This window comes from Brooklawnia propionicigenes (assembly GCF_030297015.1).
Lineage (GTDB): Bacteria > Actinomycetota > Actinomycetes > Propionibacteriales > Propionibacteriaceae > Brooklawnia > Brooklawnia propionicigenes.
On sequence record NZ_AP028056.1, the window covers coordinates 2839858 to 2862255 of the forward strand.

The following is a 22398-nucleotide window of genomic DNA, read 5'->3' on the forward strand; positions in this document are numbered from 1 at the left end:
GCGAGGCTTACGGTCCTGCGCCGAGGGTAAGCAGACCGCGGACTGTTCTGGCGTTGGACGTGAACGTCCTCTTCCAGCACACCTGGTACGAAGTACGGCGGGCGGGCGCTACGTCCTCACGTCCGCGGGCTCAATCGCTGCCAATTCCATTGACCAGTAGGCTGCCGTCATGCGTATTGCTCGTTTTGCCGTTGCCGGTGGAGACCCTCGTTTCGGAATCGTCGAGTTGGAGGCCGATGAAGGCCAGTTCCCCGACACCATCGCGGTGATCGACGGTGATCCGCTCGCGGGTCCGGTCAACTACACCGGTGAACGAATCGCCCTGGACGACGCCCGGCTGCTCGCCCCGGTCATCCCGCGCAGCAAGATTCTTGCGGTCGGCAAGAACTATGCGGCCCATGCCGCCGAGTTCGATGGCGAAGTGCCGCCCGAGCCGCTGATTTTCATGAAACCGAACACCTCGGTGATCGGCCCCGACGACGTGATCGTGCGTCCGCAGCTCAGCCACAACGTGCACTTCGAAGGTGAACTGGCCGTGGTGATCGGCCGCTTCTGCCGCAAGGTGCCCGTCGAGCGTGCCGCCGAGGTGATCTTCGGATACACCGTCGCCAACGATGTCACCGCCAGGGACCTGCAGCGCAGCGACGGGCAGTGGACCCGCGCCAAGGGCTTCGACACGTTCTGCCCGCTCGGGCCGTGGATCGTGACCCATCTCGGAATCGACGAGGCCGCCGACCTCTCACTGGTCACCAGCGTCGACGGCGAGGTCAAGCAGGACGCCAACACCAACCAGATGGTCTACTCGATCGCCGAACTGATCGCCTACGTCTCCGCATTCGCCACCTTGCTGCCCGGCGACGTGCTGCTCACCGGTACACCGGCGGGGGTCGGCCCCCTGCTGGCGGGCCAGCGGGTGAGTGTGGAAATCGATGGCATCGGCACGCTGACCAATCCGGTCGTCGACGATACCGACGACCTCGAGGACGCTGACAGCGTGGCGGCCAAGTGAAGGCGGCGCTGTGGGGTGGCGACACCTCCAGACTGACCGATCCGAAGCCGGGGACCAACTATGCGGCGGTGCTGCGTATCGACCCCATTTCGGACGGGATGGTCAAGGGCCTGGGTGGTCTGCTGGTCGCGCTCGCCGGATACTCGCTGCTGCTGCCGGGAGTGGCCTGGGCGCTGCTGGGAGTTTTCTGGTTGCTGCGCGGGATGCCCGGCAGCTTCGCCGACTACCGCACCGCGGCGCTCCAGTTCGAACTGATCGACGGCATGGTGGCCACTCATCTGGCCATCGGCTCGCTGGTCGTGCTCTGCATGTACATCATGCGCTACGTGCATCAGCGGCACCCCCGGTGGCTCTGCTCGGTGCAGCCCGGCTTCCGCTGGCGCTACGCGGTCGCCTGCGCCCTGGTATCCGTGGCGGTGCTCAACGGCGTCTACTGGGTCTCCCGGGCCAACGACATGCCCACCTGGCAGGCCAGCGATCACCTGGGATGGTGGCTGCTCGCGATCGTCCTCACCGCTCCATTGCAGGCCGCGGGGGAGGAGTTCTTGTTCCGGGGCTATCTGCTGCAGATCTCGGGCATGATCAGCCGTAGTCCATGGCTCGCCGTAGCGATCTCGGCCACGATTTTCGCAGCCATGCACGGCACTCAGAACATTCCGCTGTTCGTCGACCGGATGGGCTTCGGTCTGATCGCGGGTGCCTTGGTGGTGACCACCGGCGGTCTGGAGGCCGCGGTCGCCGCGCACGTGATCAACAATGTCTTTGCCTTCGGCTATGCGGCGGCCGCCGGCGGGGTGGCGCAGGCACGAGCGCTACAGGTGTCGACCTGGCAGACGACCGGATGGAATCTGCTCGCCTACGCGCTGACGGCCGTTGTCTGCTGGTGGATCGGTCGTCGGATGCGGGTGTCGGTAGCCGCCCCGCAACCGCCAAAAGCGAAATGACAACGAAATTTGCGTAGCGGAATGACCGTCGTGTAAGTTTAGCTGTCGTTGCGCCGCAGGGCACAACACTGGGGTATGGGGTAATTGGCAGCCCGCCGGATTCTGGTTCCGTCAGTCCAGGTTCGAGTCCTGGTACCCCAACCAGTAGCTGGTTCGCCAGGCTGCTGGACGCTGGGCCGACGCCAACGGCTCGGTAATAATTGAAGATGACCTGGCCCCGTAGTGTAGTGGCCTAGCACGCGGCCCTCTCAAGGCTGTAACGGCGGTTCGAATCCGCTCGGGGCTACCAGGTTAATACCCCTAGTCAGAGTAATACTGGCTGGGGGATTCTTCTTTCCTCGAAGGTTATCCGGCGGGGGTCCGGGGGATCAGGGTGCCCACGTAGACGGCGAAACCGACCATCAGGCAGAACCAGGCCACACCGAGCACGAACGCGATGATGGCCGGCGCGCGCCGCCGAGGTGGCAGCCATGGCAGCCGGTGCCAACGCATCGCGGCGATGACACCGCCTGCGACACCGACACCGAGCGCCACACCGAACGTCCACGGCGGTGCCCAATCCCACGGCTGGGCGATGCCCCAGAGCAAGACCGCGCCGGCAGCTCCCAGCCCTTGGCCGAGGACGCGCGACCGGCTCCTGCCCCGTACCGCTCCGAACGCGAACAGCAGCACCAGCGGTATGCCGACGGCCACCCAGGCCACGGTGTCACCGTCGACGGGGGGAGGCGCGGGAATGCCCGGATCGTCGGTCCCGGCGAGCAGGATGAGCCCGGCCCCCGTGAGGTCCCGCGCCCGGTTACCCAGGACGATGACGCCTGCCTGCGCCTGCCGATCGACGACCAGCATGCTCGTCATGCCGCCGGTCATGCCGTTGTGCCAGGTCACGTCATGACCGTCGGCATCGGAGACCACCCAGGCGAGGCCCATCTGCTGCCCGGCCAGCGCGCCACTGTCGATCCGGATGCGTGGCCCGAGCGCCGCCATGCCGGGTGCCGTCCCGGAGAGCAGCGCCTGCGCGTACTTCGTGAGATCGGTGCTGGTGCTGGTGACGCCTATTCCGGCCGGCGCGTAGCCGGTACCCGTCTGGGGCGCCATCGGGTTGCCGTTGGGATTGTGTGGCTGCAGCAGGTCGCCGGCCGGAGCTCCGGTCGCTGCGACGAGGGTCTCGGTCATGTCCAGAGGAGTGAAGAGTCGCTGGGTCACGTAGGTCGTCCAGTCCGGAGCACCGGCAGCCCGAGCGAGTGCGAACCCGAGCAGCGCGGCGCCGAGGTTGGAGTAGGACCAGCTGCCTCGGCTCGTCAATGGGATGGTCTTCGACGCCTCGATGATTCCCTGCGGGGTGGCGTCGCCGAAGGCGCTGTAGGAGGCTCCCGCAAGATCTTCGGCGATGATCCGAAGGGTGCTCATCGGCGCCATGTTGGGCAGTCCCGAGGTGTGCTGGGCCAACTCCTCCAGGGTCACCGAACCGGCTGCTGTGCCGGCAAGTTCTGCGAGATGGGTCTCCAACCGGTCGTCGAGGCGCACCTCACCGCGCTCGGCAGCGTCCGCGAGCAGCAGCCCGTTGAAGGTCTTGGTGAGTGAGCCGATCTCGAAGCGGCTGTCGGCTCCCACGTCACCGAATCCGGCCCACGCCGGCTGCCCGTCGCGGATCCGCACGACGCTGATGGCGCTGAAGTCGGTGCCGGGGGCGAGGGCGGCGGTGGCGTCCCGGGCGAGGACCGCATCGCCTGTCGGGGTGCCCAGTGCTGCCGGACGGGGGCCGAGCACCAGCAGCATCAAAGCGCCGACCAGCGCACCGATCAGCAGCAGCAACCATGGACCGATTCGTTGGTCGATGACCTGCTCGATGGGACTGGGACTGTGATCTGCGGTCACGGGGCAAGCCTGCCTGCGTTGTGAACGGTGCGCAATCCGGAATGCCGGTTGAGATCGACGTCCCGAGGGCGATCGCTGCGCCAGGACATACCACCACGTCACGATCGCTGGTCGCAGCACATGGGCGTGCTTGAATGGGTGGATCAGACCGAGCTGAGAGACAGCCGATGGCTACTCCATTGGACACTCGTATCAAGCCCCCCATCTGGACGGCTGCCTTGGGCCTGACCCAGTGGCTGCTGGCAGGTCGACCCAGCCTCCGGAAGCGCCCCGGCCGGGTTCGCTTCCTGGCCGCGGGTATCGCAGGAACCGTGACCGCGGCGGTGGGGATTACGGCACTCGCCCAGTTCAACAGGCACGAGACAACCTTTGACCCCGAGACACCTGAGCTGGCCAGTGCTCTGGTCACCGACGGCATCTACGGCTACACCCGCAACCCGATGTACTTGGCCTTGACCGGCGCGTTGGTCACCCATGCTGTCTGGCTGGGCTCGTTGCGGGCCATCCCTCCGGTTGCGGCGCTCGCCGTGGTTCTCACGGCATTCCAGATCCGTCCCGAGGAGCGCGCGCTCGAGCAGATCTTCGGGGACGAGTACCGGGACTACATGAACCAGGTGCCCCGCTGGCTCGGATGGCCGTCGGAGGGGAAGACGTCACCCGGTGTCTAGCGGCGCCCAAACGCGCTGTGCCCGGGCATGGAGTGGGTCATCATTGGCCCGTGGCGCGTCTACCGTGTGAGGAGATCACGGACTTGTCGAAGGACGATCTGCCTCGCACGTTGATAGACACCTAATAGAGAGGAGTGCACCGATGTCTGACGCCGATCTTCTGGGATCGCCGGCCGGCACCGACGGCGCCCCCGATGTCGTCTACCGGATCATTGACAGCCCGGTGGGACCATTGCTGCTCGCCGCGACCGACAGCGGACTGGTGCGGGTTGTGTTCGAGCGCGAGGGTTTTCAAACCAAGCTCGACCGGCTGGCCGCAACGATCGGACCACGGGTGGTGGAAATGCCGACCCGGCTGGAGACGGCCGCGTCTCAGCTGGGGGAGTACTTCGCCGGCAGTCGGCAGGAGTTCGACCTGGACCTCGACCAGAGTCTGTCGGCCGGCTTCCGGCTTGCCGTGCACCGCTATCTGCCGCGGATCGGCTACGGACAGACCCGGTCGTACAAGCAGGTCGCCGAGATGGTCGGCAACTCGCGTCTCGTCCGCGCAGTCGGGGCGGCCTGTGCAGCGAACCCGCTGCCCATCGTGGTGCCCTGCCACCGGGTGGTGCGCAGTGACGGCCATCTGGGCGGCTACCTCGGCGGGCTGGAGGCCAAGCGCACGTTGCTGGAGCTGGAGCGGCAGTTCCGCGCGGCCTGACCTCTGCCACGGTGACGGGCAATGCCCTACCATTGGCCAGGTATCGCACGCCCTTTTCAAGGAGGAACTGATGGCGACTGTCGGATTCATCGGGCTGGGGACCATGGGTCATCCCATCGCCCGCCATATGTTGGAGAACCTGCCCGCCGGCGACACTCTCGTACTGAACGACATCAGCTCCGACCGCATCAAGGACCTGCTCGACGGCGGCGCCGTCTGGGCCGGATCCGCGAAGGAACTGGCCAGCAAATCCGACATCGTCTTCTTCATGGTTCCTGACATCCCCCAGGTCAGGGCCGTCTTGGCAGGGGAGAATGGTCTGCTTGCCGGTGTCGACAAGGAGATCCTGCTGGTCGTCTGCTCGACCGTCTCGCCCGATGCGGTGCGCCAGCTGGACGTCGATGTCAGCGAGATCACCAACGGCCTGGCGCGCGTCATCGATGCTCCGGTCTCGGGTGGCCAGGTGGGCGCTGAGGCGGGCACGCTGTCGATCATGGTCGGCGGTCCGGACGATCTTGTTGCCAAGGCTTTGCCATACCTGAAGCTCGCCGGAAACCCGGCCCACCTCGGCCCGACCGGCGCCGGTGAAGTGGCCAAGGCCTGCAATCAGCTGATCGGAGCGGCGAACATCATCGCCAACGCCGAGGCCGCCGTGGTGGCCGAGCGGGCAGGACTCGATGTCGCGAAGCTGTTCGAGCTGATGCTCGGCGGTTACTCCAGCAGCACGATCATGGCGGACAAGGCGCCTCGCTATATCAACAAGGACTACACCGTCTCGGGCGCCGCGTCCTTCTGGATCAAGGACCTCAAGGCCTACCTCGACGAGGCCGGCCGCACCGGTACCCCGACTGTTCAGGGTGACCGGCTGCTCGAGGCGTTCCAGGGCGTGGTGGACGCCGGCTGGGGTGCCGAGGACACCGCCATCGTCCAGAAGTACATCGAGGAGCGGGACGCGCAGGCGTAGGAAGTCCGGCCGGGCGCGGCTCAGCCCGGCCGCCGGTGGTGGCGAGAGTTGTCTACTCGCCGCCGCCGGAACGCCGCAGCACTTCGCTCAACCGATCCGCGGCAGCCGTCACCGCCGGCGCGTGCAGGCGTCCGGGCTGGCGGCTCAGCCGTTCGATCGGGCCGGAAACCGACACCGCGGCGATCACCTTGCCGCCGGGCGAGCGCACCGGAGCGCTCACCGAAGCAACACCCGATTCGCGCTCGGCGACCGACTGAGCCCAGCCGCGCCGGCGCACGCCGGTCAGCCCGACGGCAGAGAAGGTCGCATTCACCAGGCCGCGCTGCAGCCGGTCCGGCTCTTCCCAGGCCAGCAGCACCTGCGCTGCCGAGCCGGCGCTCATCGACAGCTGGCTGCCGACCGGAATCGAGTCGCGTAGGCCGGAGGGCCGATCGGCGGCAGCCACGCAGACTCGGACATCGCCCTGCCGGCGATACAACTGTGCGGATTCGCCGGTGATATCGCGCAGGCGAGCCAGGATCGGCCCTGCCGTCGACAAGAGACGGTCTTCGCCGGCCGAGGCGGCCAGTTCGGCCAGCCGCGGGCCGAGTACGAAGCGCCCTTGCAGGTCGCGGCCAACCAGTCGATGATGTTCGAGGGCGACCGCAAGACGGTGGGCGGTTGGCCGGGCCAGGCCGGTCGATTGAACCAGACCGGCCAGTGTCATCGGTCCGGATTCGAGTGCCGCCAAGACCATGGCTGCTTTGTCGAGTACCCCGACTCCAGAGGATTCGTCCATACTCTGAGACTAACATCTCATTATTTGAACAGCAATGTCATCATTGACCCATGGGAAGAACTCTGAGCGAGAAGGTCTGGGATGACCACGTCGTGCGCGCTGCTGCGGGCGAGCCGGACCTGCTCTACATCGATCTGCAGCTGTGCCATGAAGTAACCAGTCCGCAGGCATTCGAGGGTCTGCGGATGGCAGGACGCCAAGTGCGCCGCCCCGATCTCACGATCGCCACCGAGGATCACAACACTCCCACGATTGACATCAAGAAGCCGATCGCGGACATCGTGAGCCGCACCCAGGTCGACACGCTGCGCCGCAATGCCAAGGAATTCGGCCTGCGCATTCACTCGCTGGGTGACCGCGATCAGGGCGTCGTGCACATCATCGGCCCGCAGCTGGGCATCACTCAGCCGGGCATGACGATCGTCTGCGGCGACTCCCATACCTCGACTCACGGCGCTTTCGGCGCGCTGGCGTTCGGCATCGGCACCTCCGAGGTCGAGCACGTGCTGGCGACCCAGACGCTGATGCAGGCCAAGCCGAAGACCATGGCCGTGACGGTCGAAGGTGAGTTGCCGCCGGACGTCACCGCCAAGGACATCGTGCTGGCGCTGATCTCCAAGGTCGGCACCGGCGGCGGCCAGGGTTACATCGCCGAATACCGTGGCTCGGCCATCCGCGATCTGTCGATGGAAGGCCGCATGACGATCTGCAATATGTCGATCGAGTGGGGCGCGAAGGCCGGCATGATCGCCCCCGACGAGACGACCTTCGCATACCTCAAGGGTCGTCCGCACGCCCCCGAGGGCGCCGACTGGGACGCCGCGATGGAGTACTGGCAGACGCTGCATACCGACGACGACGCGGTATTCGATACCGAGGTCTACATCGACGCGACGAAGCTGACCCCGTTCGTCACCTGGGGGACCAACCCCGGTCAGGGTGTCGGCCTGGATGCCAGCGTTCCCGACCCCGAGGAGTTCGAGGACGAGGTGGCCAAGGCCTCCGCGCGGCGCGCACTGGAATACATGGGCCTGACCGCCGGGACCCCGATGCGGGGTATCTCGGTCGACACGGTCTTCCTGGGCAGCTGCACCAACGGTCGCATCGAGGATCTGCGGCTGGCCGCGGGCATCATCAAGGGACACAAGGTCGCCGACGGCGTCCGGATGCTGGTCGTGCCGGGATCGGCGCGGGTACGCGAGCAGGCCATGGCCGAGGGCTTGGACGAGATCTTTCTGCAGGCCGGAGCCGAATGGCGTGAGGCCGGGTGCTCGATGTGCCTGGGCATGAACCCCGATCAACTGGCCCCGGGCGAGCGTTCGGCGTCCACCAGCAACCGCAACTTCGAAGGACGCCAGGGCAAGGGCGGACGCACCCATCTGGTGAGTCCGGCCGTTGCCGCCGCCACTGCGGTGACCGGTCACCTGGCCGCCCCGTCGGATCTGTGAGAAGGACGAAGCAATGGACAAGTTCACCAATCACACCGGGATCGTGGCTCCGCTGCGACGCAGCAATGTCGACACCGATCAGATCATTCCGGCTGTCTACCTGAAGCGCATCACCCGCACCGGCTTCGAAGACGGGCTGTTCGCAGCCTGGCGCAAGGACCCCGAGTTCCTGCTCAACCAACCGGCTTACGAGAAGGCGTCCGTGTTGGTGGCCGGCCCCGATTTCGGCACCGGCTCCTCGCGCGAGCACGCCGTCTGGGCCTTGCAGAACTACGGCTTCAAGGTGGTCATCGGCTCGCGCTTCGGTGACATCTTCCGCGGCAACTCCGGCAAGTCGGGGCTGCTGCTGGCCACCGTCGATCAGACCATCGTGGAGAAGCTGTGGGCTTACGCGGATGCGAACCCGGGCGCGGAGGTGACCGTCGATCTGCCGAGCCGCACCATCACGGCCGGCGACGATGTCTACACCTTCGCGATCGACGACTACACCGCGAACCGGCTGCTCGAGGGGCTGGACGACATCGCCGCCACCTTGCTTCATGCGGATGAGATCGCGGCCTACGAGGCCGCGCGGCCGAGCTTCAAGCCGAAGACACTGCCCGCCAAGGTCGCAGGCTGACGCCGTCGGCATCGTGACCACGCATCGCCGTCCCGTCGCCACGCGGGGCGGCGATGTGCTTGTCCGGGGACAGACGGGGCATGATGAAACGGTGAGTGCAGGAGTCCCGGTCAAGCGGATCTATCGAGGCGAACTCGGGCAGGTGAACTTCGAGCCCACCAACCGCGTCTTCCGCACGCTGGTTCCGGTCGTGCACCGGCTCGCTCGACTGCTCACCAAGACCCCCACCTGGCATGGCGGCGAGAATCTGCCCGCGACCGGCCCGGTGATCATCGTCCCGAATCACATCAGCTCACTCGACCCGGTGATGGTCGGCGAGTTCCTGGCCTACAACGGACGCTGGCCGCACTTCTTGGCCCGGGCCAATCTGTTCTATCTGCCGGTGCTCGGGAGGCTGCTGCGCAGTGCCGAGCAGATCCCGGTTCACCGCGGCGGCCGCCACGCCCGGGACGCTCTGTTCGAGGCCGAGAGGGCCCTGTACGCGGGCGAGGTGATCGTCATCTATCCCGAAGGCACCATCACCTTCGATCCCGACGAATGGCCGATGGCCGCCCACACCGGCGCGGCCAGGCTCGCGTTGGCCACCGGTGCACCCGTGATCCCGATCGGGCAGTGGGGCGCCAGCATCGCCGTCCCCCCTCGGGGGATCAGGCCCTTCAAGCTGCAGCGCGGACCGATCACCATCGAGTGCGGCAGCCCTATCGATCTGAGCGATTTCCTGGGCCAGCCCGATACTCCGCAGGTGGTGCGCGCAGCCTCGGTGCGCATCATGGACGCCATCACCGCTCAGGTAGAGCTGGCCCGCGGGGCGAAGGCGCCCGAGGGCCGCTGGCAGCCACGGCTGAAACGCCGGGTGGCTAGGGTCGAGGCGCTGAGCTGATCCCGCGCCGGTGCGCGGGCGGTCACCGATGTAGTGTGAACCCAGCTTGGGGAAGGAAAACGATGCCAGCAGACCGCACCCGTGTAGCCCTCATCTTCGGTGGCCAGAGCACGGAACACCAGATCTCCTGCCTGACCGCAGCGGGGGTGGCCAAGGCCATCGACACCGACCGCTTCGAGGTCTTCGGCATCGGCATCTCCCCGTCGGGGATCTGGCATCGGATGAGCGTCGAGCAGATCACGGCGCTGCGCACCGAGGGTCGCAAGCTGCCCGAGTTGGACGATCGGCTGCCCTCGGCCAGCCTGGTCCGTGAGCCCGACGGCGTCTACCTGATCAGCTGTGACGGTTCGGCCGAGCCCGTCGGAATCGATGTGGCGTTGGTGGTGCTGCACGGCGCCTACGGTGAGGACGGCACCATCCAGGGCGAGTTCGAGATGCTGGGCCTGCCCTATGTCGGCTCGGGGATCGCGGCCAGCGCCATCGGCATGGACAAGCACCTCATGAAGATCTCCCTGGTCAGCGCCGGACTGCCGGTCGGGCCCTATGAGTTGGTGACCGGCCGCCAGTGGGACGCCGATGCGCAGGCCTGCTGCTCACGAATCGTCGACTCCCTGACATTCCCGGTCTACGTGAAGCCGGCCCGCGGTGGCTCGTCGGTGGGGATCTCGCGGGTCGCCGACCCCGCCGAGCTGCCGGAGGCCATTGAGAAGGCCCGCTCCTTCGACCCGAAGGTGCTCGTCGAGGAGGGTTTCGTCAATGCCCGTGAGGTCGAATGCGCGGTGCTGGGACCCCGGCCCGAGGGCGGCGAGGTTCGCACCTCGCGTCCCGGCGAAATCGTCGTCCACACCGAATCGGCCTTCTACGATTTCGACGCCAAGTACCTGCCCGAAGGCCAGGTCGATCTGAAGATCCCCGCAGACCTACCGGCCACCACCGAACAGCAGGTGCGCACGCTGGCAGCCGAGTGCTTCGACGCACTGGAAGTCGAGGGACTCGCCCGCGTCGACACGTTCGTCACCGCCGACGGCCGGGTCGTCATCAATGAGATCAACACGATGCCCGGATTCACGGAACTGTCGATGTTCCCCAGCCTGTGGCAGGTCAGCGGCATCGAGTACCCCGACCTCATCAGCGACCTCATCGACCAGGCGCTGGCGCGCCCGAATTCGGTCATTCGGTAGTTTGGCCTCATGACTTCGCGCAGTACGCAAGCCGAGACCATCGGTGATCTCGGCGAGTTCCCTCTCATCAGTCTGATCACCCGCAATCTGACTCTGCCGCCTGCGGTCTCGGTGGGGCCGGGCGATGACTGCGCGGCCTACCTGATCAATGGATCCGCGTTGACGACCACCGACATGCTGATCGAGGGCGTGCATTTCCGCCGCAGCTGGTCGAGCCCCGCCGACATCGGCCACAAATCGGTCGCGGTCAATCTCGCCGACGTGGAGGCCATGGGCGGCACCCCGGTCGCGATGGTGATCAGCCTCGGGCTGCCGGCGGATCTGCCGGTGACCTGGGTCAAGGAATTCATGACCGGCGTTCGCGAAGAAGCCGAACTGGGCGGCGTGGCTCTGGTCGGCGGTGACATGACCGGAGCCCGCGACATCTCCATCTCGGTCACCGTGATCGGCGAGACCGCCGGGCGCGGACCGATCTTGCGTTCGGGTGCTCGTCCCGGAGACATCGTCGCCGTCTGCGGGCGGCTGGGCTGGGCCGCCGCGGGCCTGGCCGCGCTGCTGCGTGGCTTCCGCTCTCCGCGGGCCGCCGTCGACTCGCAGCGAGCGCCGAAGGTGCCCTACGGCGCCGGACGCCAGGCTGCCGACGCCGGTGCGACCGCGATGATCGATGTCTCGGACGGGCTGCTGGCCGACCTCGGTCACATCGCCGAGGCCAGCGGAGTTGCCATCGACCTGGATTCGGCGCGTTTCACCATCGCCGAGCCGGTGCAGGCAGTCGCCGCCGCGCTCAACGCCGATCCGCTCGGCTTCGTGCTGGGTGGGGGCGAGGATCACGCGATGGCCGCCACCTTCGAGCCCGGCAAGGTGCCCGAAGGCTGGGACGTCATCGGCCAGGTGCGCCAGATCAACGACGAGGTGGGCCCGATCGTGCTGGTCGACGGCCAGGAATGGGAAGGCGAGAAGGGCTGGACGCACTTCCATCCGTGACCGGGCGTGATCGATGCGTGATCGATCTTGCCTGAGGGGTGACCGGCGTGGAATCCCCGGCCGCCTCCACTGCCTGCGGTAATCTGCCCACATGGCGACCAGCGCGTCTTCCCCGGCGCGGTCTCGCAGTTCGGCGTCCCGCTCCAGCAGCGGAACGACGAAGTCGAGTTCGCGCGCGTCCGGAAGCTCAAAGAAACCCACGTCCAAGCAACCAAGCCGGACGAAGAACTCGGCGACCCCTCCCAATCCGGTGGGGCGGCTGCTGTCGGGCATCTGGAACGGCACTGCACGCGGCCTCGGCAGGCTTGCCCGCAGTATCGGAGATACCCACGAGGCCGATTCCGCGCTGCGTCGCGACGGTGTCGGATTGGGGCTGTTCTGCCTCGCGGTGATCGTCGCCGCATCTTTCTGGGCGTCCATCCCCGGGCTGCTGGGCGAGTGGATCCGGATCGGCACCTCGACCGTGATCGGGCTGAGCGGCTACCTGCTGCCGGTACTGCTGGTCGTGATGAGCTGGCGCACGCTGCGCAATCCGGCGGCGAACGGCCCGGCCGGTCGCCAGTTCGTCGGTTGGACGATCCTCGGATTCGGTGTGCAGGGCGTCATCAACCTGGCTCATTCGCCGCTGCCTGCCCCCTCCGACATGGAACTGCTGCGCCAATACGGCGGCATCGTCGGTTACATCGCCTCATCGATGATGACCCAGTTGATGCCGCTGTGGCTCGCCGCCTTCGTCTTGTCGCTGATCGGCTTGTTCGGGCTGGTCATCATCGTCGGACGGCCGCTGTACGAATGGGTGGCGCTGGGCCAGCGGGTGGTCGGCTGGTGTGCCGACCAGGTCGCAGCCGGCCGTGAGGCCGCCGCCGAGAGACTGCATTACGGGGTCGACGAGGCCTATGACACACCGCTGGTGGGGGAGCGGGAGATCGAGACGAAGACCGACGAGCCGGCGGCGGTCGAGCCGGGAAGCGCCGAAGAGGTGCTGGCCAGTCAGGAGACCGGGGAGTTCCTCGCACCCGCGGAGCCACCCACGGCGCCCGCCAAGGGCAAGGGCAAGGGCAAGCTGACCGCCGGGCTGGCGCAGCCCGAGCCGGCGCCGGCCGAACTGCAGCCTCCGCCGCACACCGCGGTTCCGCAGCGCTCGGAGCAGCTCGCGTTGTCGGGTGACATCGTCTACACGCTTCCCGACCCCGGCATGCTGAAGGCCGGCACGATCCCGAAGGCTCGCACCGAGGCGTCCGATGCCATCGTCGGACGGCTGAGCGATGTCTTCACCGAGTTCGACATCGACGCGCGGGTGACCGGCTACACCCGTGGCCCGACGGTGACCCGCTACCAGGTCGAGGTCGGCAACGGCGTCAAGGTGGAGAAGGTCACCGGCCTGTCCAAGAACATCGCCTACGCGGTCGGTTCCGCCGATGTGCGCATCCTCAGCCCGATCCCGGGACGCTCGGCCATCGGCGTCGAGATCCCCAACCGGGACAAGGAGGTCGTCTCGCTGGGCGACGTCCTGCGCAGCCAGAAGGCACGCAACGATCATCACCCGCTGACCGTGGGTCTGGGCAAGGACGTCGAGGGCGGCTACGTCATCGCTAACGTCGCGAAGATGCCGCATCTGCTGGTCGCCGGCGCGACCGGCTCCGGCAAGTCGAGTTTCGTGAACTCGCTGATCACCTCGATCATGATCCGTGCCACGCCCGACGAGGTCCGGATGATGCTGGTCGACCCCAAGCGTGTCGAGCTCAACCAGTACGAGGGCATCCCGCATCTGGTCACCCCGATCATCACCAATCCGAAGAAGGCTGCGGACGCCCTGCAGTGGGTGGTGCGCGAGATGGACCAGCGCTACGACGATCTGGCCGCATTCGGTTTCCGGCATATCGACGACTTCAACAAGGCGATCCGCGCCGGCCAGGTGCAACTGCCTCCCGGCAGCGAACGCGTGCTGGCGCCGTATCCCTACCTGCTGGTGGTCGTCGACGAGCTCGCCGACCTGATGATGGTGGCCCCCCGTGATGTCGAGGACTCGATCGTCCGCATCACCCAGCTGGCCCGCGCCGCAGGCATCCACCTGGTGCTCGCGACGCAGCGTCCGTCGATCGACGTGGTGACCGGTCTGATCAAGGCGAATGTGCCCAGTCGGCTGGCGTTCGCGACGAGCTCGATGACCGACTCGCGAGTCATCCTCGACCAGCCCGGCGCCGAGAAGCTGGTCGGCCAAGGCGACGGCCTGTTCCTGCCGATGGGTGCGTCCAAGCCGATGCGTGTGCAGGGCTCCTGGGTCACCGAGGCCGAGGTCCGCGGTGTCGCCGACTACATCAAGGGCCAGCTGACCCCGCAGTACCGCGAGGATGTGTCGGCGGCCGCCGAGTCGGCGGTCAAGGTCGCCGAGGACATCGGCGACGATCTGGAGCTGGTGCTGGATGCCGCGCGGCACATCATCGAGCTGCAACTGGGATCCACCTCGATGCTGCAGCGCAAGCTGCGGGTGGGCTTCGCCAAGGCCGGACGTATCATGGACATCTTGGAGAACCGTGGCGTGGTCGGCCCCTCAGAAGGAAGCAAGCCACGTGAGGTTCTCGTCAAACCCGACGACCTGGATGAGGTGCTCGCCAACCTGGCGAACGGATCATGACGACTGCTGTCCACCTGGTGAGCCTCGGCTGCTCGCGAAACGACGTTGACTCCGAGGAACTCGCTGCCCGGTTGGACGCCGAGGGCTTCCGCCTGGTCGACGATCCCGACCAGGCCGACGTCATCATGGTCAACACCTGTGGGTTCATCGAGCAGGCCAAGAAGGACTCCATCGACACGATCTTGGAGGCCGCCGATCACAAGGAATCCGGGCGCACCCGAGCCGTGGTCGCGGTCGGCTGCATGGCCGAGCGCTACGGCACGGAATTGGCTCAAGCCCTGCCGGAGGCGGATGCGGTTCTCGGCTTCGATTCGTATCCCCAGATCGCAGGCAAGTTGCGGACGATCCTGGCCGGTGGGCGGATCGCCTCGCATGAACCCCAGGACCGGCGGACGCTGCTGCCGCTGACGCCGGTAGCCCGGCAGGCCGCAGCCCGCGACCTGCGTGCCCCGCTGGCGGTGCCGGGCCACTCCGATTATCGTCCGCTGTCCGGGCCGCCGGTGCTGCGGCGCCGGCTGCATGGTGGGCCGTTCGCCCCGCTGAAGATCGCCTCCGGTTGCGACCGTCGCTGCGCTTTCTGCGCGATCCCGTCGTTTCGGGGGGCATATCTGTCGCGCCCGGCGGACGAGATCGTCACCGAAGCCCAGTGGCTGGTCGGTGAAGGCGTCAAAGAGATCATGCTGGTCAGCGAGAACTCGTCGTCCTACGGCAAAGATCTGGGGGCACCGCGGGCGCTGTCCGGATTGCTCGAGCGGCTGGCACAGGTCGACGGTCTGGAGTGGATCCGGGTCAGCTATCTGCAGCCTGCCGAAATCACCCCGGACATGCTGGAGGCCATCGCCTCGGTGCCGAAGGTGGCGCCCTACTTCGATCTGTCCTTCCAGCACGCCTCGGCGCCGGTGCTGCGCCGGATGCGGCGCTTCGGTGACCCCGAACAGTTCGTGGAGCTGATCTCTCGGGTGCGCGCGCTTGCTCCTGCGGCCGGGATCCGCAGCAACTTCATCGTCGGCTTCCCCGGCGAGACGCCCGAGGACGTGCAGATACTCGCGGACTTCATCAGCGAGGCCCGGCTGGATGTGGCCGGTGTCTTCTCGTACTCACCCGAAGAGGGCACCGAAGGCGCCTCGCTTGCGGGTCAGATCGATCCCGACGAGATCGACGATCGCCACGAGATGATCAGCTCCCTGATCGACGAGGTCTGCAATCAGCGGGCCGCCGAGCGCATCGGTGAGCGCGTAGAGGTGCTGATCGAAGACCTCGACGGCGACCGGGCCATGGCCGGGCAAGCGGCCGGACGGGCAGCCCACCAGGGACCCGAAGTCGACGGTACGACGTCGGTGACCGGGCTTGATCATCCGGTGGTCGGCGACCTGGTGGACGCGGTCGTCGTCGACAGCGAGGGCGTCGACCTGATCGCCGCAGTGGTGTGAAGGACGCGCCGGTGATGCAAGTAGAGTGGGACGACGGCTCCGGTGGTGGGCCAGGCGAGGAGCAGGCATGAACCAAGTCAACGGTGACAAGCCGGAGAAGCTGCTGGGATTCACCTGGAACGTACCCAATGCGCTGACCCTCCTGCGGATGGTGCTGGTACCGGTTTTCGTGGTCATCTTCCTCATGCACCCGCACGATCAGATCTGGCGTTTGTGGGCGACCGCGGTCTTCGTCATCGCGATCCTGACCGACAGCCTGGACGGTCACATCGCCCGCAAGTACAACCTGGTCACCAATTTCGGCAAGATCTGGGATTCAATCGCCGACAAGGCGCTGACCGGCATGGCATTCATCGTCTTGTCGATCGTCGGAGAGCTGCCGTGGTGGATGACGATCATCATCTTGGTGCGCGAGTGGGGGATCACCGCGCTCCGCTTCGCGATCCTCAAGTACGGCGTGATGGCGGCCAACCGGGGCGGCAAACTCAAGACCCTGGTGCAGTCGTTCGCGCTGATCGCTTTCCTGCTCTGGCTGCCCGGCCTGGGGGTGGCGTTCGAGGTCGTGAAGTGGGCGCTGATGTGGATCGCGTTCATTCTGACCGTGGTGACCGGCATCGACTACCTCTTCGAGGCGCGCAAGCTGCGCAAGGCATCGCTCGAGGCCGGCGGGCCCGTCGATATCAGCGCTGGTGTGGCAGCAGAGGTCGAGTTGCCCAAGACACCCGAGATCCCCGATGACGACGAGCATCTGCCGTGATCCGAGGCGGCGCGGAGGGCACTGCGGAGTCGGCGGGACTCGATGAGGTGCCTTCACCGGCAGCCGCGCGGCTGATCGGTCTGCTGCGTGCCGGCGGTTGGACGCTGGCGACCTGCGAGTCCCTGACGGGCGGCGGCATCGGCGCCACGCTGACCTCGGTTCCCGGCGCGTCGACGGTCTTCCGCGGCGGACTGATCACCTATGCGTCCGACCTGAAAGCAAGTCTGGCGGGAGTGGACGCCGATTTCATTGCCGAGCACGGCGTGATCAATGGGCGCACCGCCCAGGAGATGGCGATCGGTGCGGCGAACAGTTGCCGCGCCGACATCGGTCTGTCCTGCACCGGGGTGGCAGGGCCGGACGGTGAGGACGGCGAAGCGCCGGGCACCGTCTGGCTGGGACTGGCGTTGCCCACCGGCTGGGACGACAGGATCCGAGGCCGGCTGTTGCGGCTGCACGGTGAACGCGGGCAGATCCGGGCGCAGACCATCTCGTCCGCGCTGGCCTGGCTGAGCGAGTGCCTGGGGGAGGCGCCGCGCGCAACCGACAAAACCAGTTGAATCCTGCACGGAATAACGGATGGGCCCGCCGCGTTGAATGTTCGTCTGCGCCCATTCGGGCGCCTGTCTGGGAGGCTATGCAATGGCTGTGCTGGCTCGTGAACTGCTTGGTGAGGTGCTGCGCTCGGAGCGGATCCGTCAGGGACGCACGCTGCGCGAGGTCTCCCTGGCCGCCCGGGTAAGCCTGGGATATCTGTCCGAGGTCGAACGTGGCCAGAAGGATGCCTCCAGCGAACTGCTTCAGTCGATCAGCCGAGCCTTGGGAGTACCGCTCTCCCAGGTGTACGGCTCGGTGGCTGAACGCTTCAGCGAGGTCGATTCGCGTCAGGCCGCTTTGGCTGCCTGAGCGCTCGCCCCACACCTGTATCGACGGTGTCGTGTTCTGCGGAACGCGGCACCGTCGTCACGTCTGGAGGTATTCGGCGTCCGCGGGCCGGCAGGATCAGGCGCGGCGTCTCTTCCGGAAACCCTGCGGGACCATCGCGAAGCCGGCTTGCACCAGATCGTCGCGATAGAGGCGGGCCTCCAGTGCCGGACCCCCATTGATCCGCTCGATGGTGATCTCGTCGACACGGCCCGCATCGATGGTGTCCGCGAGCTGCGCGAAGGCCTCGCTGAGCGCCGGATCACCCGGCTGCCGGGCCACCAGCAGGCTGTGCGCGCCGCGTTCGAGATAGGCGATCAGCTCGCCGCCCGCGAGCAGGACCATCGAGCCGGCGGCACGATTCGGACGGTGACCCTCGAGTTCGGGCCAGGCCAGCGCCGCCCCGTAGGGGTTTCCGGGATCGCACGACGCCAACAAGATGACCGGCGACGGGCCGGTTCGGCCGGGCGCATCATGGGCTGCCTGCAGTTCTCGCAACCGTTCGACCGCGCCCGGTAGCGCGAACTGCGCCCCGCCCAGCCCCTCGACGAAGTAGCCACGCCGGATCGTGCCGCGCTCCTCCAGCGCGGTCAGCACCTGGTAGGCCTGCGCGAAGCTGGCCACCAGCGACTCGTTGACCACGGCTGGCTTGGTCAGCACACCGTGGCGTCCGAGCAGCAGGCCAACGTCTTGCACGCGCTGATCGGCCGGGCCGAGCTCACCGCGCGGTAGCACGGCCCAGCGGACCCCGCCACCGGCATGGGCAGCGGCGACGATGGTGCGGGGCAGCATGCGGCGTCGCGGACTGGGCGCACGCACCCGCCGTTGCACCTTCTGGCCGCACCATTGGCGGACGGCGGCGAACGAATCCGTGCTGACCCGGCCGGCCCAGGCCAACTCCCAGATCAGGCGCTGAGCCTCGGCCTCGGTGAGCGCAGTGTCGGCGAGATCGGCCGCGCGCCAGGCCCCGCCGCTGCGCAGCCGATCCAACAGCGCAGCCGCGGCAGGGCTGGGTGGATCGTCAACGGAGGGCAATCCGACGTCTCCGGGCCATAACTGCACCCAACCGTCGCGGTCCGAGATCTGGCCGGCCCCGCTCCACCGCGCGGTGCCGTCGGCCAGCAGTTCATCGAGCATCTCGGGGCGGTAGTCGGCCACCCGGGCGGGCAGCACCAGGCTCTCCAGCATGGACGCCGGAATCGGCACTCCGGCGAGCTGATCGATCGCCGCGCTGAGGGCTCCGATGCCGAGCCCGGGCGCGTCCAGTTCTTGCCAGGCGGGCAGGAAGCCGGCGAAGACCTGCTGGCTGACCGGCTGGACACTGCGCCGCAGCCGCGCCAGCGTCCGGCGTTTCAGCGTTGTCAGCACCTGCTGATGGATGTATCGCGTGCTGGCGTCGAGGTCGCTGTCGCCGAAACGGGTCAGCTCGCCGCTGCGGCAGAGCAAGTCAAAACTCGCCCGCACGGCCCGCTCATCGATCCCGAATCGCTCGCTGAGCTGGGCCGGCCGGACCAGCACGTGATGCCTCGCCCAGCGTTCGCACAGTCGCTCGACTGCGCTGGCGGTCAGTTCAGCCTGGGGTCGTGGATCGTCCAGCTGCGCCGGCGCGAGCCAATGCAGGTCGTCCGAGACGACCCACATCGCCCGGCCGCCGACGTCCAGTCGCCGGACGCGGCCCTGAGCGGCAAGCTCGGCCAGCCACGGGTCGGCGTTCGAATCGGGAACACACCGCTCGGCCAGCTCACTGCCGGTCAGCGGGCCGATCCTGCGCAGCAGGTCCCACAGCTGCTCCGCGTCGGAGGCCTGCCAGCCCGGCGCCAGTCGTTGCAACTCGGCGGCGAGTTCGTCGGCGACGCCTGCGTCGAAGACCTCGGTGTCGCCACGGCCGAGCAACTCGTCCAGCATCGCCGGATCCAGGCTCAACGCCGCCAGCCGCCGCTCAGCCACCGGCTGGTCGCCGTCGTAGATGAAGGCCCCCACCAAGCCGAACAGCAGTTGCTGCGCGAACGGGGACGCCTGCTCGGTCTCCACCCCCAGCACGCGAATCCGGCGCGCCGCGACCTGCTCGAGCAGATCGCCCAGGCCGGCCATATCGAAGACGTCGTCGAGGCACTCGCGCATCGCTTCCAAGGTGATCGGGAAGTCGGAATATTCGCGTGCCACCTCAAGCAGCTGGGAGGCCCGCTGGCGTTGCTGCCACAGGGGAGAACGCCTGCCAGGATTGCGTCTGGGCAGCAGCAGCGCGCGCGCCGCGCATTCGCGAAATCTTGCCGAGAACAGGGCCGAAGCACCGACTTCGCGCTCCACGGTCTCGTGCACGGTAGCCAGATCGATGCCGGTGACGATCTCGGGGCCCGGCGGTTGCGCGTCGGTGTCGGGGATGCGCAGCACGATGCCGTCGTTGGTGCACATCACCTGCGGTTCGGCGCCGTAGCGCAGACGCAGGTCATGGCGCAACAGCAACGACAGCGGCGTGAGCACCGCGCTGCCCAGCGTGCTCAGCACGCAAACCCGCCAGTCACCCAACTCGTCGCGGAATCGCTCGACCACGATCGTGCGATCATCGGGCACCACGCCGGTAGCCGCCAGCTCATCGCGCACATACTGCACGAGATTGGTCACGGCGGAGGCATCGAGCCCGGCACGGCCCGGCAGCTCCGCCGCGCAACGATCGGCCTCGGTGGCCAGCCGGCCGGTCAACTCGCCCATGGCCTCGCCGAGCTGGATCGGCCGGGACGGTGAATCGCCGTGCCAGAACGGCAGTCGTCCGGGCGCACCGGGCGCCGGACTGACCACCACCTGGTTGACGGTGATCTCCTCGATGCGCCAGCTGGTCGTCCCGAGGGTGAAGACATCGCCGACCCGCGACTCGTAGACCATCTCCTCGTCGAGTTCGCCCACTCGGCGTCCGGCGTTCGCGCGGGCGCCGACCTGTTCGGTGCTGCCCGCGAGGTAGATCGGATAGTTGCCGCGATCAGGGATCGTCCCGCCGCTGGTGGTGACCAGCTGCCGGGCGCCGGGCCTTGCCGACAGCACCCCGGTGGAGGCATCGCGGGCCAGCCTGGGCCGCAACTCGGCGAACTGCTCGCTGGGATATCGCCCGCACAGCATGTCGACCACCGCATCGAATCCTGCCCGCGGCAGTTCCCGATACGGATCGGCCCGCCGGACCAGATCGAACAGCTCATCGGGTCGCCGCGGCGAACTCAGACAGATCGATACCAGCTGCTGCGCCAAGACATCCAGCGGATTGCGCAACCGCGCGAGAGGCTCGATGAGTGCCTGCTTCATGCGCTCCACGACGGTGGCGCATTCCAGCAGATCGCCGCGCGAGGTCGGAAAGAAGACCCCGCGGCTGGCCGCTCCGACGCCGTGGCCCGCCCGGCCGATGCGCTGCAGGGCGCTTGCCACCGACCCGGGAGCCTGCGCCTGGATCACCAGGTCGACCGCCCCCATGTCGATGCCCAGTTCCAGCGAGGAGGTCGCCACCACGCAGGGCAGCCGTCCGGCCTTCAGCTCGGACTCGATCTCCAGGCGCCGTTGCTTGCTGACCGACCCGTGGTGCGCGCGAGCGATGATCGCCACCTCGGACGATTCGTCGTATCCCGGACTTGCGCTGGAACGGGCGGTGCCCCCGGCCGGCATATCGAACTGCGCATAGGGTTCGCCCTGGCGCATCGCATGCAACTCGTTGAGTTGGGCGGTCAGTCGCTCAGCCAGCCGTCGCGAATTGACGAAGCAGATCGTCGAGTGGTGAGCCTCGATAAGATCCAGAATCCTCGGGACGACCCACGTCCAGATCGAATTGGTGACGGCTTCACCCTCGGCGCCGACATTCGCGTGCAGTTCGGTCATGTCGTCGAGCGGAACCTCGACGCTGAGTTGCCAGGTCTTCTCCGACGGTGGTTCGATGACGCTGACCGGGCGATCTCCGGCGAGGAACTCGGCTACCTGCCGCACCGGATTGACCGTGGCCGACAGGCCGATACGCTGTGGATCCCGGCCGGATGCGGCCAGGCGCTCGAGGCTGACGGCCAGATGCGCGCCACGCTTGGTGGCGGCAAGGGCATGCACCTCGTCGATGATGACGGTCTCCACCTCGCTCAGCGTCTCGGCGGCCGCGCTGGACAGCATCAGGAACAGCGATTCGGGTGTGGTGATCAAGATGTCGGGCGGGTGGCGCAGCAGCCCACGGCGTTCACTGGCCGGCGTGTCGCCGGAACGCACAGCGACCCGCACTTCGGGCTCGGGCAGGCCGAGCCTACGAGCGGCGGCCTGCATACCGCGCAGCGGGACGCGCAGGTTGCGTTCCACGTCGACCGCCAGGGCCTTCAGCGGCGAGATGTAGAGCACCCGCACCTTGCCGGTCGACGGGGTGTTCGCCAGCTTGTCCAGACTGTGCAGGAAGGCGGCCAGCGTCTTTCCGGATCCGGTGGGCGCAACCACCAGGGCGTGTTCACCGGCGCTGATGGCCCGCCAGGCCGCGCACTGCGCCGGTGTCGGGCCATCGAAGGCGCCGGCGAACCAGGCGCGGGTGGGCTCACTGAATCCAGCCAGCGCGTCGAGTGGCACCTTGTCGTCCATGTAGCCATTGTGGACGCA

The 22398-nt window shown here is 67.3% G+C and carries 18 protein-coding genes and 2 tRNA genes; 17 read left to right on the forward strand and 3 right to left on the reverse strand.

Annotation, left to right across the window (positions count from 1 at the left end):
• Positions 1-169 precede the first annotated feature (169 nt).
• The 4 genes from QUE25_RS13115 (at position 170) to QUE25_RS13130 (ending at position 2242) form a co-directional block, all read left to right on the forward strand.
• Positions 170-1009 carry a fumarylacetoacetate hydrolase family protein gene (locus QUE25_RS13115; protein ID WP_286265735.1) on the forward strand — a complete coding sequence of 280 codons (840 nt, stop codon included), beginning with the start codon at positions 170-172 and terminating at the stop codon, positions 1007-1009.
• Positions 1006-1953: a CPBP family intramembrane glutamic endopeptidase gene (locus QUE25_RS13120; RefSeq protein ID WP_286265737.1), complete on the forward strand. Its 948-nt coding sequence runs from the start codon at positions 1006-1008 to the stop codon at positions 1951-1953. Before QUE25_RS13115 ends, QUE25_RS13120 begins: the two co-directional genes overlap by 4 nt.
• Before the next feature lie 69 nt (positions 1954-2022).
• Positions 2023-2097 (forward strand) — tRNA-Gln (locus tag QUE25_RS13125).
• Positions 2098-2166: 69 nt separating this feature from the next.
• Positions 2167-2242 (forward strand) — tRNA-Glu (locus QUE25_RS13130).
• Positions 2243-2298: 56 nt separating this feature from the next.
• On the opposite strand, the gene QUE25_RS13135 is transcribed toward QUE25_RS13130, so the two are convergent.
• On the reverse strand, positions 2299-3828 hold the full coding sequence (locus QUE25_RS13135; RefSeq protein WP_286265739.1) for a serine hydrolase domain-containing protein: 1530 nt from the start codon (positions 3826-3828) through the stop codon (positions 2299-2301).
• A gap of 167 nt (positions 3829-3995) precedes the next feature.
• Between QUE25_RS13135 and QUE25_RS13140 the strand changes: the two genes are divergently transcribed.
• The 3 genes from QUE25_RS13140 to QUE25_RS13150 all read left to right on the forward strand — a co-directional run bounded on the left by QUE25_RS13140 (position 3996) and on the right by QUE25_RS13150 (position 6160).
• Positions 3996-4496, forward strand: coding sequence for a methyltransferase family protein (locus tag QUE25_RS13140; RefSeq protein ID WP_286265741.1), 501 nt, complete (start codon positions 3996-3998; stop codon positions 4494-4496).
• Positions 4497-4638: 142 nt separating this feature from the next.
• The gene (locus tag QUE25_RS13145; protein ID WP_286265743.1) at positions 4639-5196 is read left to right on the forward strand and encodes a methylated-DNA--[protein]-cysteine S-methyltransferase; all 558 of its coding nucleotides are present in this window, start codon (positions 4639-4641) and stop codon (positions 5194-5196) included.
• A 70-nt stretch (positions 5197-5266) separates the two neighbouring features.
• Entirely contained in the window at positions 5267-6160 is an 894-nt protein-coding gene (locus tag QUE25_RS13150; protein ID WP_286265745.1) for an NAD(P)-dependent oxidoreductase, read from the forward strand.
• A 52-nt stretch (positions 6161-6212) separates the two neighbouring features.
• On the opposite strand, the gene QUE25_RS13155 is transcribed toward QUE25_RS13150, so the two are convergent.
• Positions 6213-6938, reverse strand: coding sequence for an IclR family transcriptional regulator (locus QUE25_RS13155; protein WP_286265747.1), 726 nt, complete (start codon positions 6936-6938; stop codon positions 6213-6215).
• A gap of 50 nt (positions 6939-6988) precedes the next feature.
• Between QUE25_RS13155 and leuC the strand changes: the two genes are divergently transcribed.
• From leuC to QUE25_RS13205, 10 genes are all read left to right on the forward strand, one after another.
• Entirely contained in the window at positions 6989-8386 is a 1398-nt protein-coding gene (gene leuC / locus QUE25_RS13160; protein ID WP_286265749.1) for a 3-isopropylmalate dehydratase large subunit, read from the forward strand.
• A 13-nt stretch (positions 8387-8399) separates the two neighbouring features.
• Positions 8400-9005 (forward strand): 3-isopropylmalate dehydratase small subunit, encoded by a 606-nt coding sequence (gene leuD / locus QUE25_RS13165; protein WP_286265751.1) that lies wholly within the window; start codon positions 8400-8402, stop codon positions 9003-9005.
• 91 nt (positions 9006-9096) lie between these two features.
• Positions 9097-9885 carry a lysophospholipid acyltransferase family protein gene (locus QUE25_RS13170; protein ID WP_286265753.1) on the forward strand — a complete coding sequence of 263 codons (789 nt, stop codon included), beginning with the start codon at positions 9097-9099 and terminating at the stop codon, positions 9883-9885.
• A 62-nt stretch (positions 9886-9947) separates the two neighbouring features.
• Positions 9948-11066, forward strand: coding sequence for a D-alanine--D-alanine ligase family protein (locus tag QUE25_RS13175; RefSeq protein ID WP_286265755.1), 1119 nt, complete (start codon positions 9948-9950; stop codon positions 11064-11066).
• A gap of 9 nt (positions 11067-11075) precedes the next feature.
• Complete coding sequence (locus QUE25_RS13180; RefSeq protein WP_286265757.1) at positions 11076-12050, forward strand: thiamine-phosphate kinase; 975 nt, start codon at positions 11076-11078, stop codon at positions 12048-12050.
• Between the two features lie 91 nt (positions 12051-12141).
• Positions 12142-14685 (forward strand): FtsK/SpoIIIE family DNA translocase, encoded by a 2544-nt coding sequence (locus QUE25_RS13185; protein WP_286265759.1) that lies wholly within the window; start codon positions 12142-12144, stop codon positions 14683-14685.
• Positions 14682-16115: a 30S ribosomal protein S12 methylthiotransferase RimO gene (rimO, locus tag QUE25_RS13190; RefSeq protein ID WP_286265761.1), complete on the forward strand. Its 1434-nt coding sequence runs from the start codon at positions 14682-14684 to the stop codon at positions 16113-16115. The genes QUE25_RS13185 and rimO overlap by 4 nt, the downstream gene beginning before the upstream one ends.
• Before the next feature lie 67 nt (positions 16116-16182).
• Positions 16183-16872: a CDP-diacylglycerol--glycerol-3-phosphate 3-phosphatidyltransferase gene (pgsA, locus tag QUE25_RS13195; protein WP_286265763.1), complete on the forward strand. Its 690-nt coding sequence runs from the start codon at positions 16183-16185 to the stop codon at positions 16870-16872.
• Positions 16873-16919: 47 nt separating this feature from the next.
• A complete protein-coding gene (locus tag QUE25_RS13200) occupies positions 16920-17432 on the forward strand; it encodes a CinA family protein (RefSeq protein WP_286268570.1) in 513 nt (170 codons plus the stop codon).
• An 82-nt stretch (positions 17433-17514) separates the two neighbouring features.
• Positions 17515-17778: a helix-turn-helix domain-containing protein gene (locus QUE25_RS13205; RefSeq protein WP_286265765.1), complete on the forward strand. Its 264-nt coding sequence runs from the start codon at positions 17515-17517 to the stop codon at positions 17776-17778.
• Between the two features lie 96 nt (positions 17779-17874).
• Here the strand turns inward: QUE25_RS13205 and QUE25_RS13210 are convergent, their stop codons facing one another.
• Positions 17875-22380, reverse strand: coding sequence for a DEAD/DEAH box helicase (locus tag QUE25_RS13210; protein ID WP_286265766.1), 4506 nt, complete (start codon positions 22378-22380; stop codon positions 17875-17877).
• Between the last annotated feature and the right edge of the window lie 18 nt (positions 22381-22398).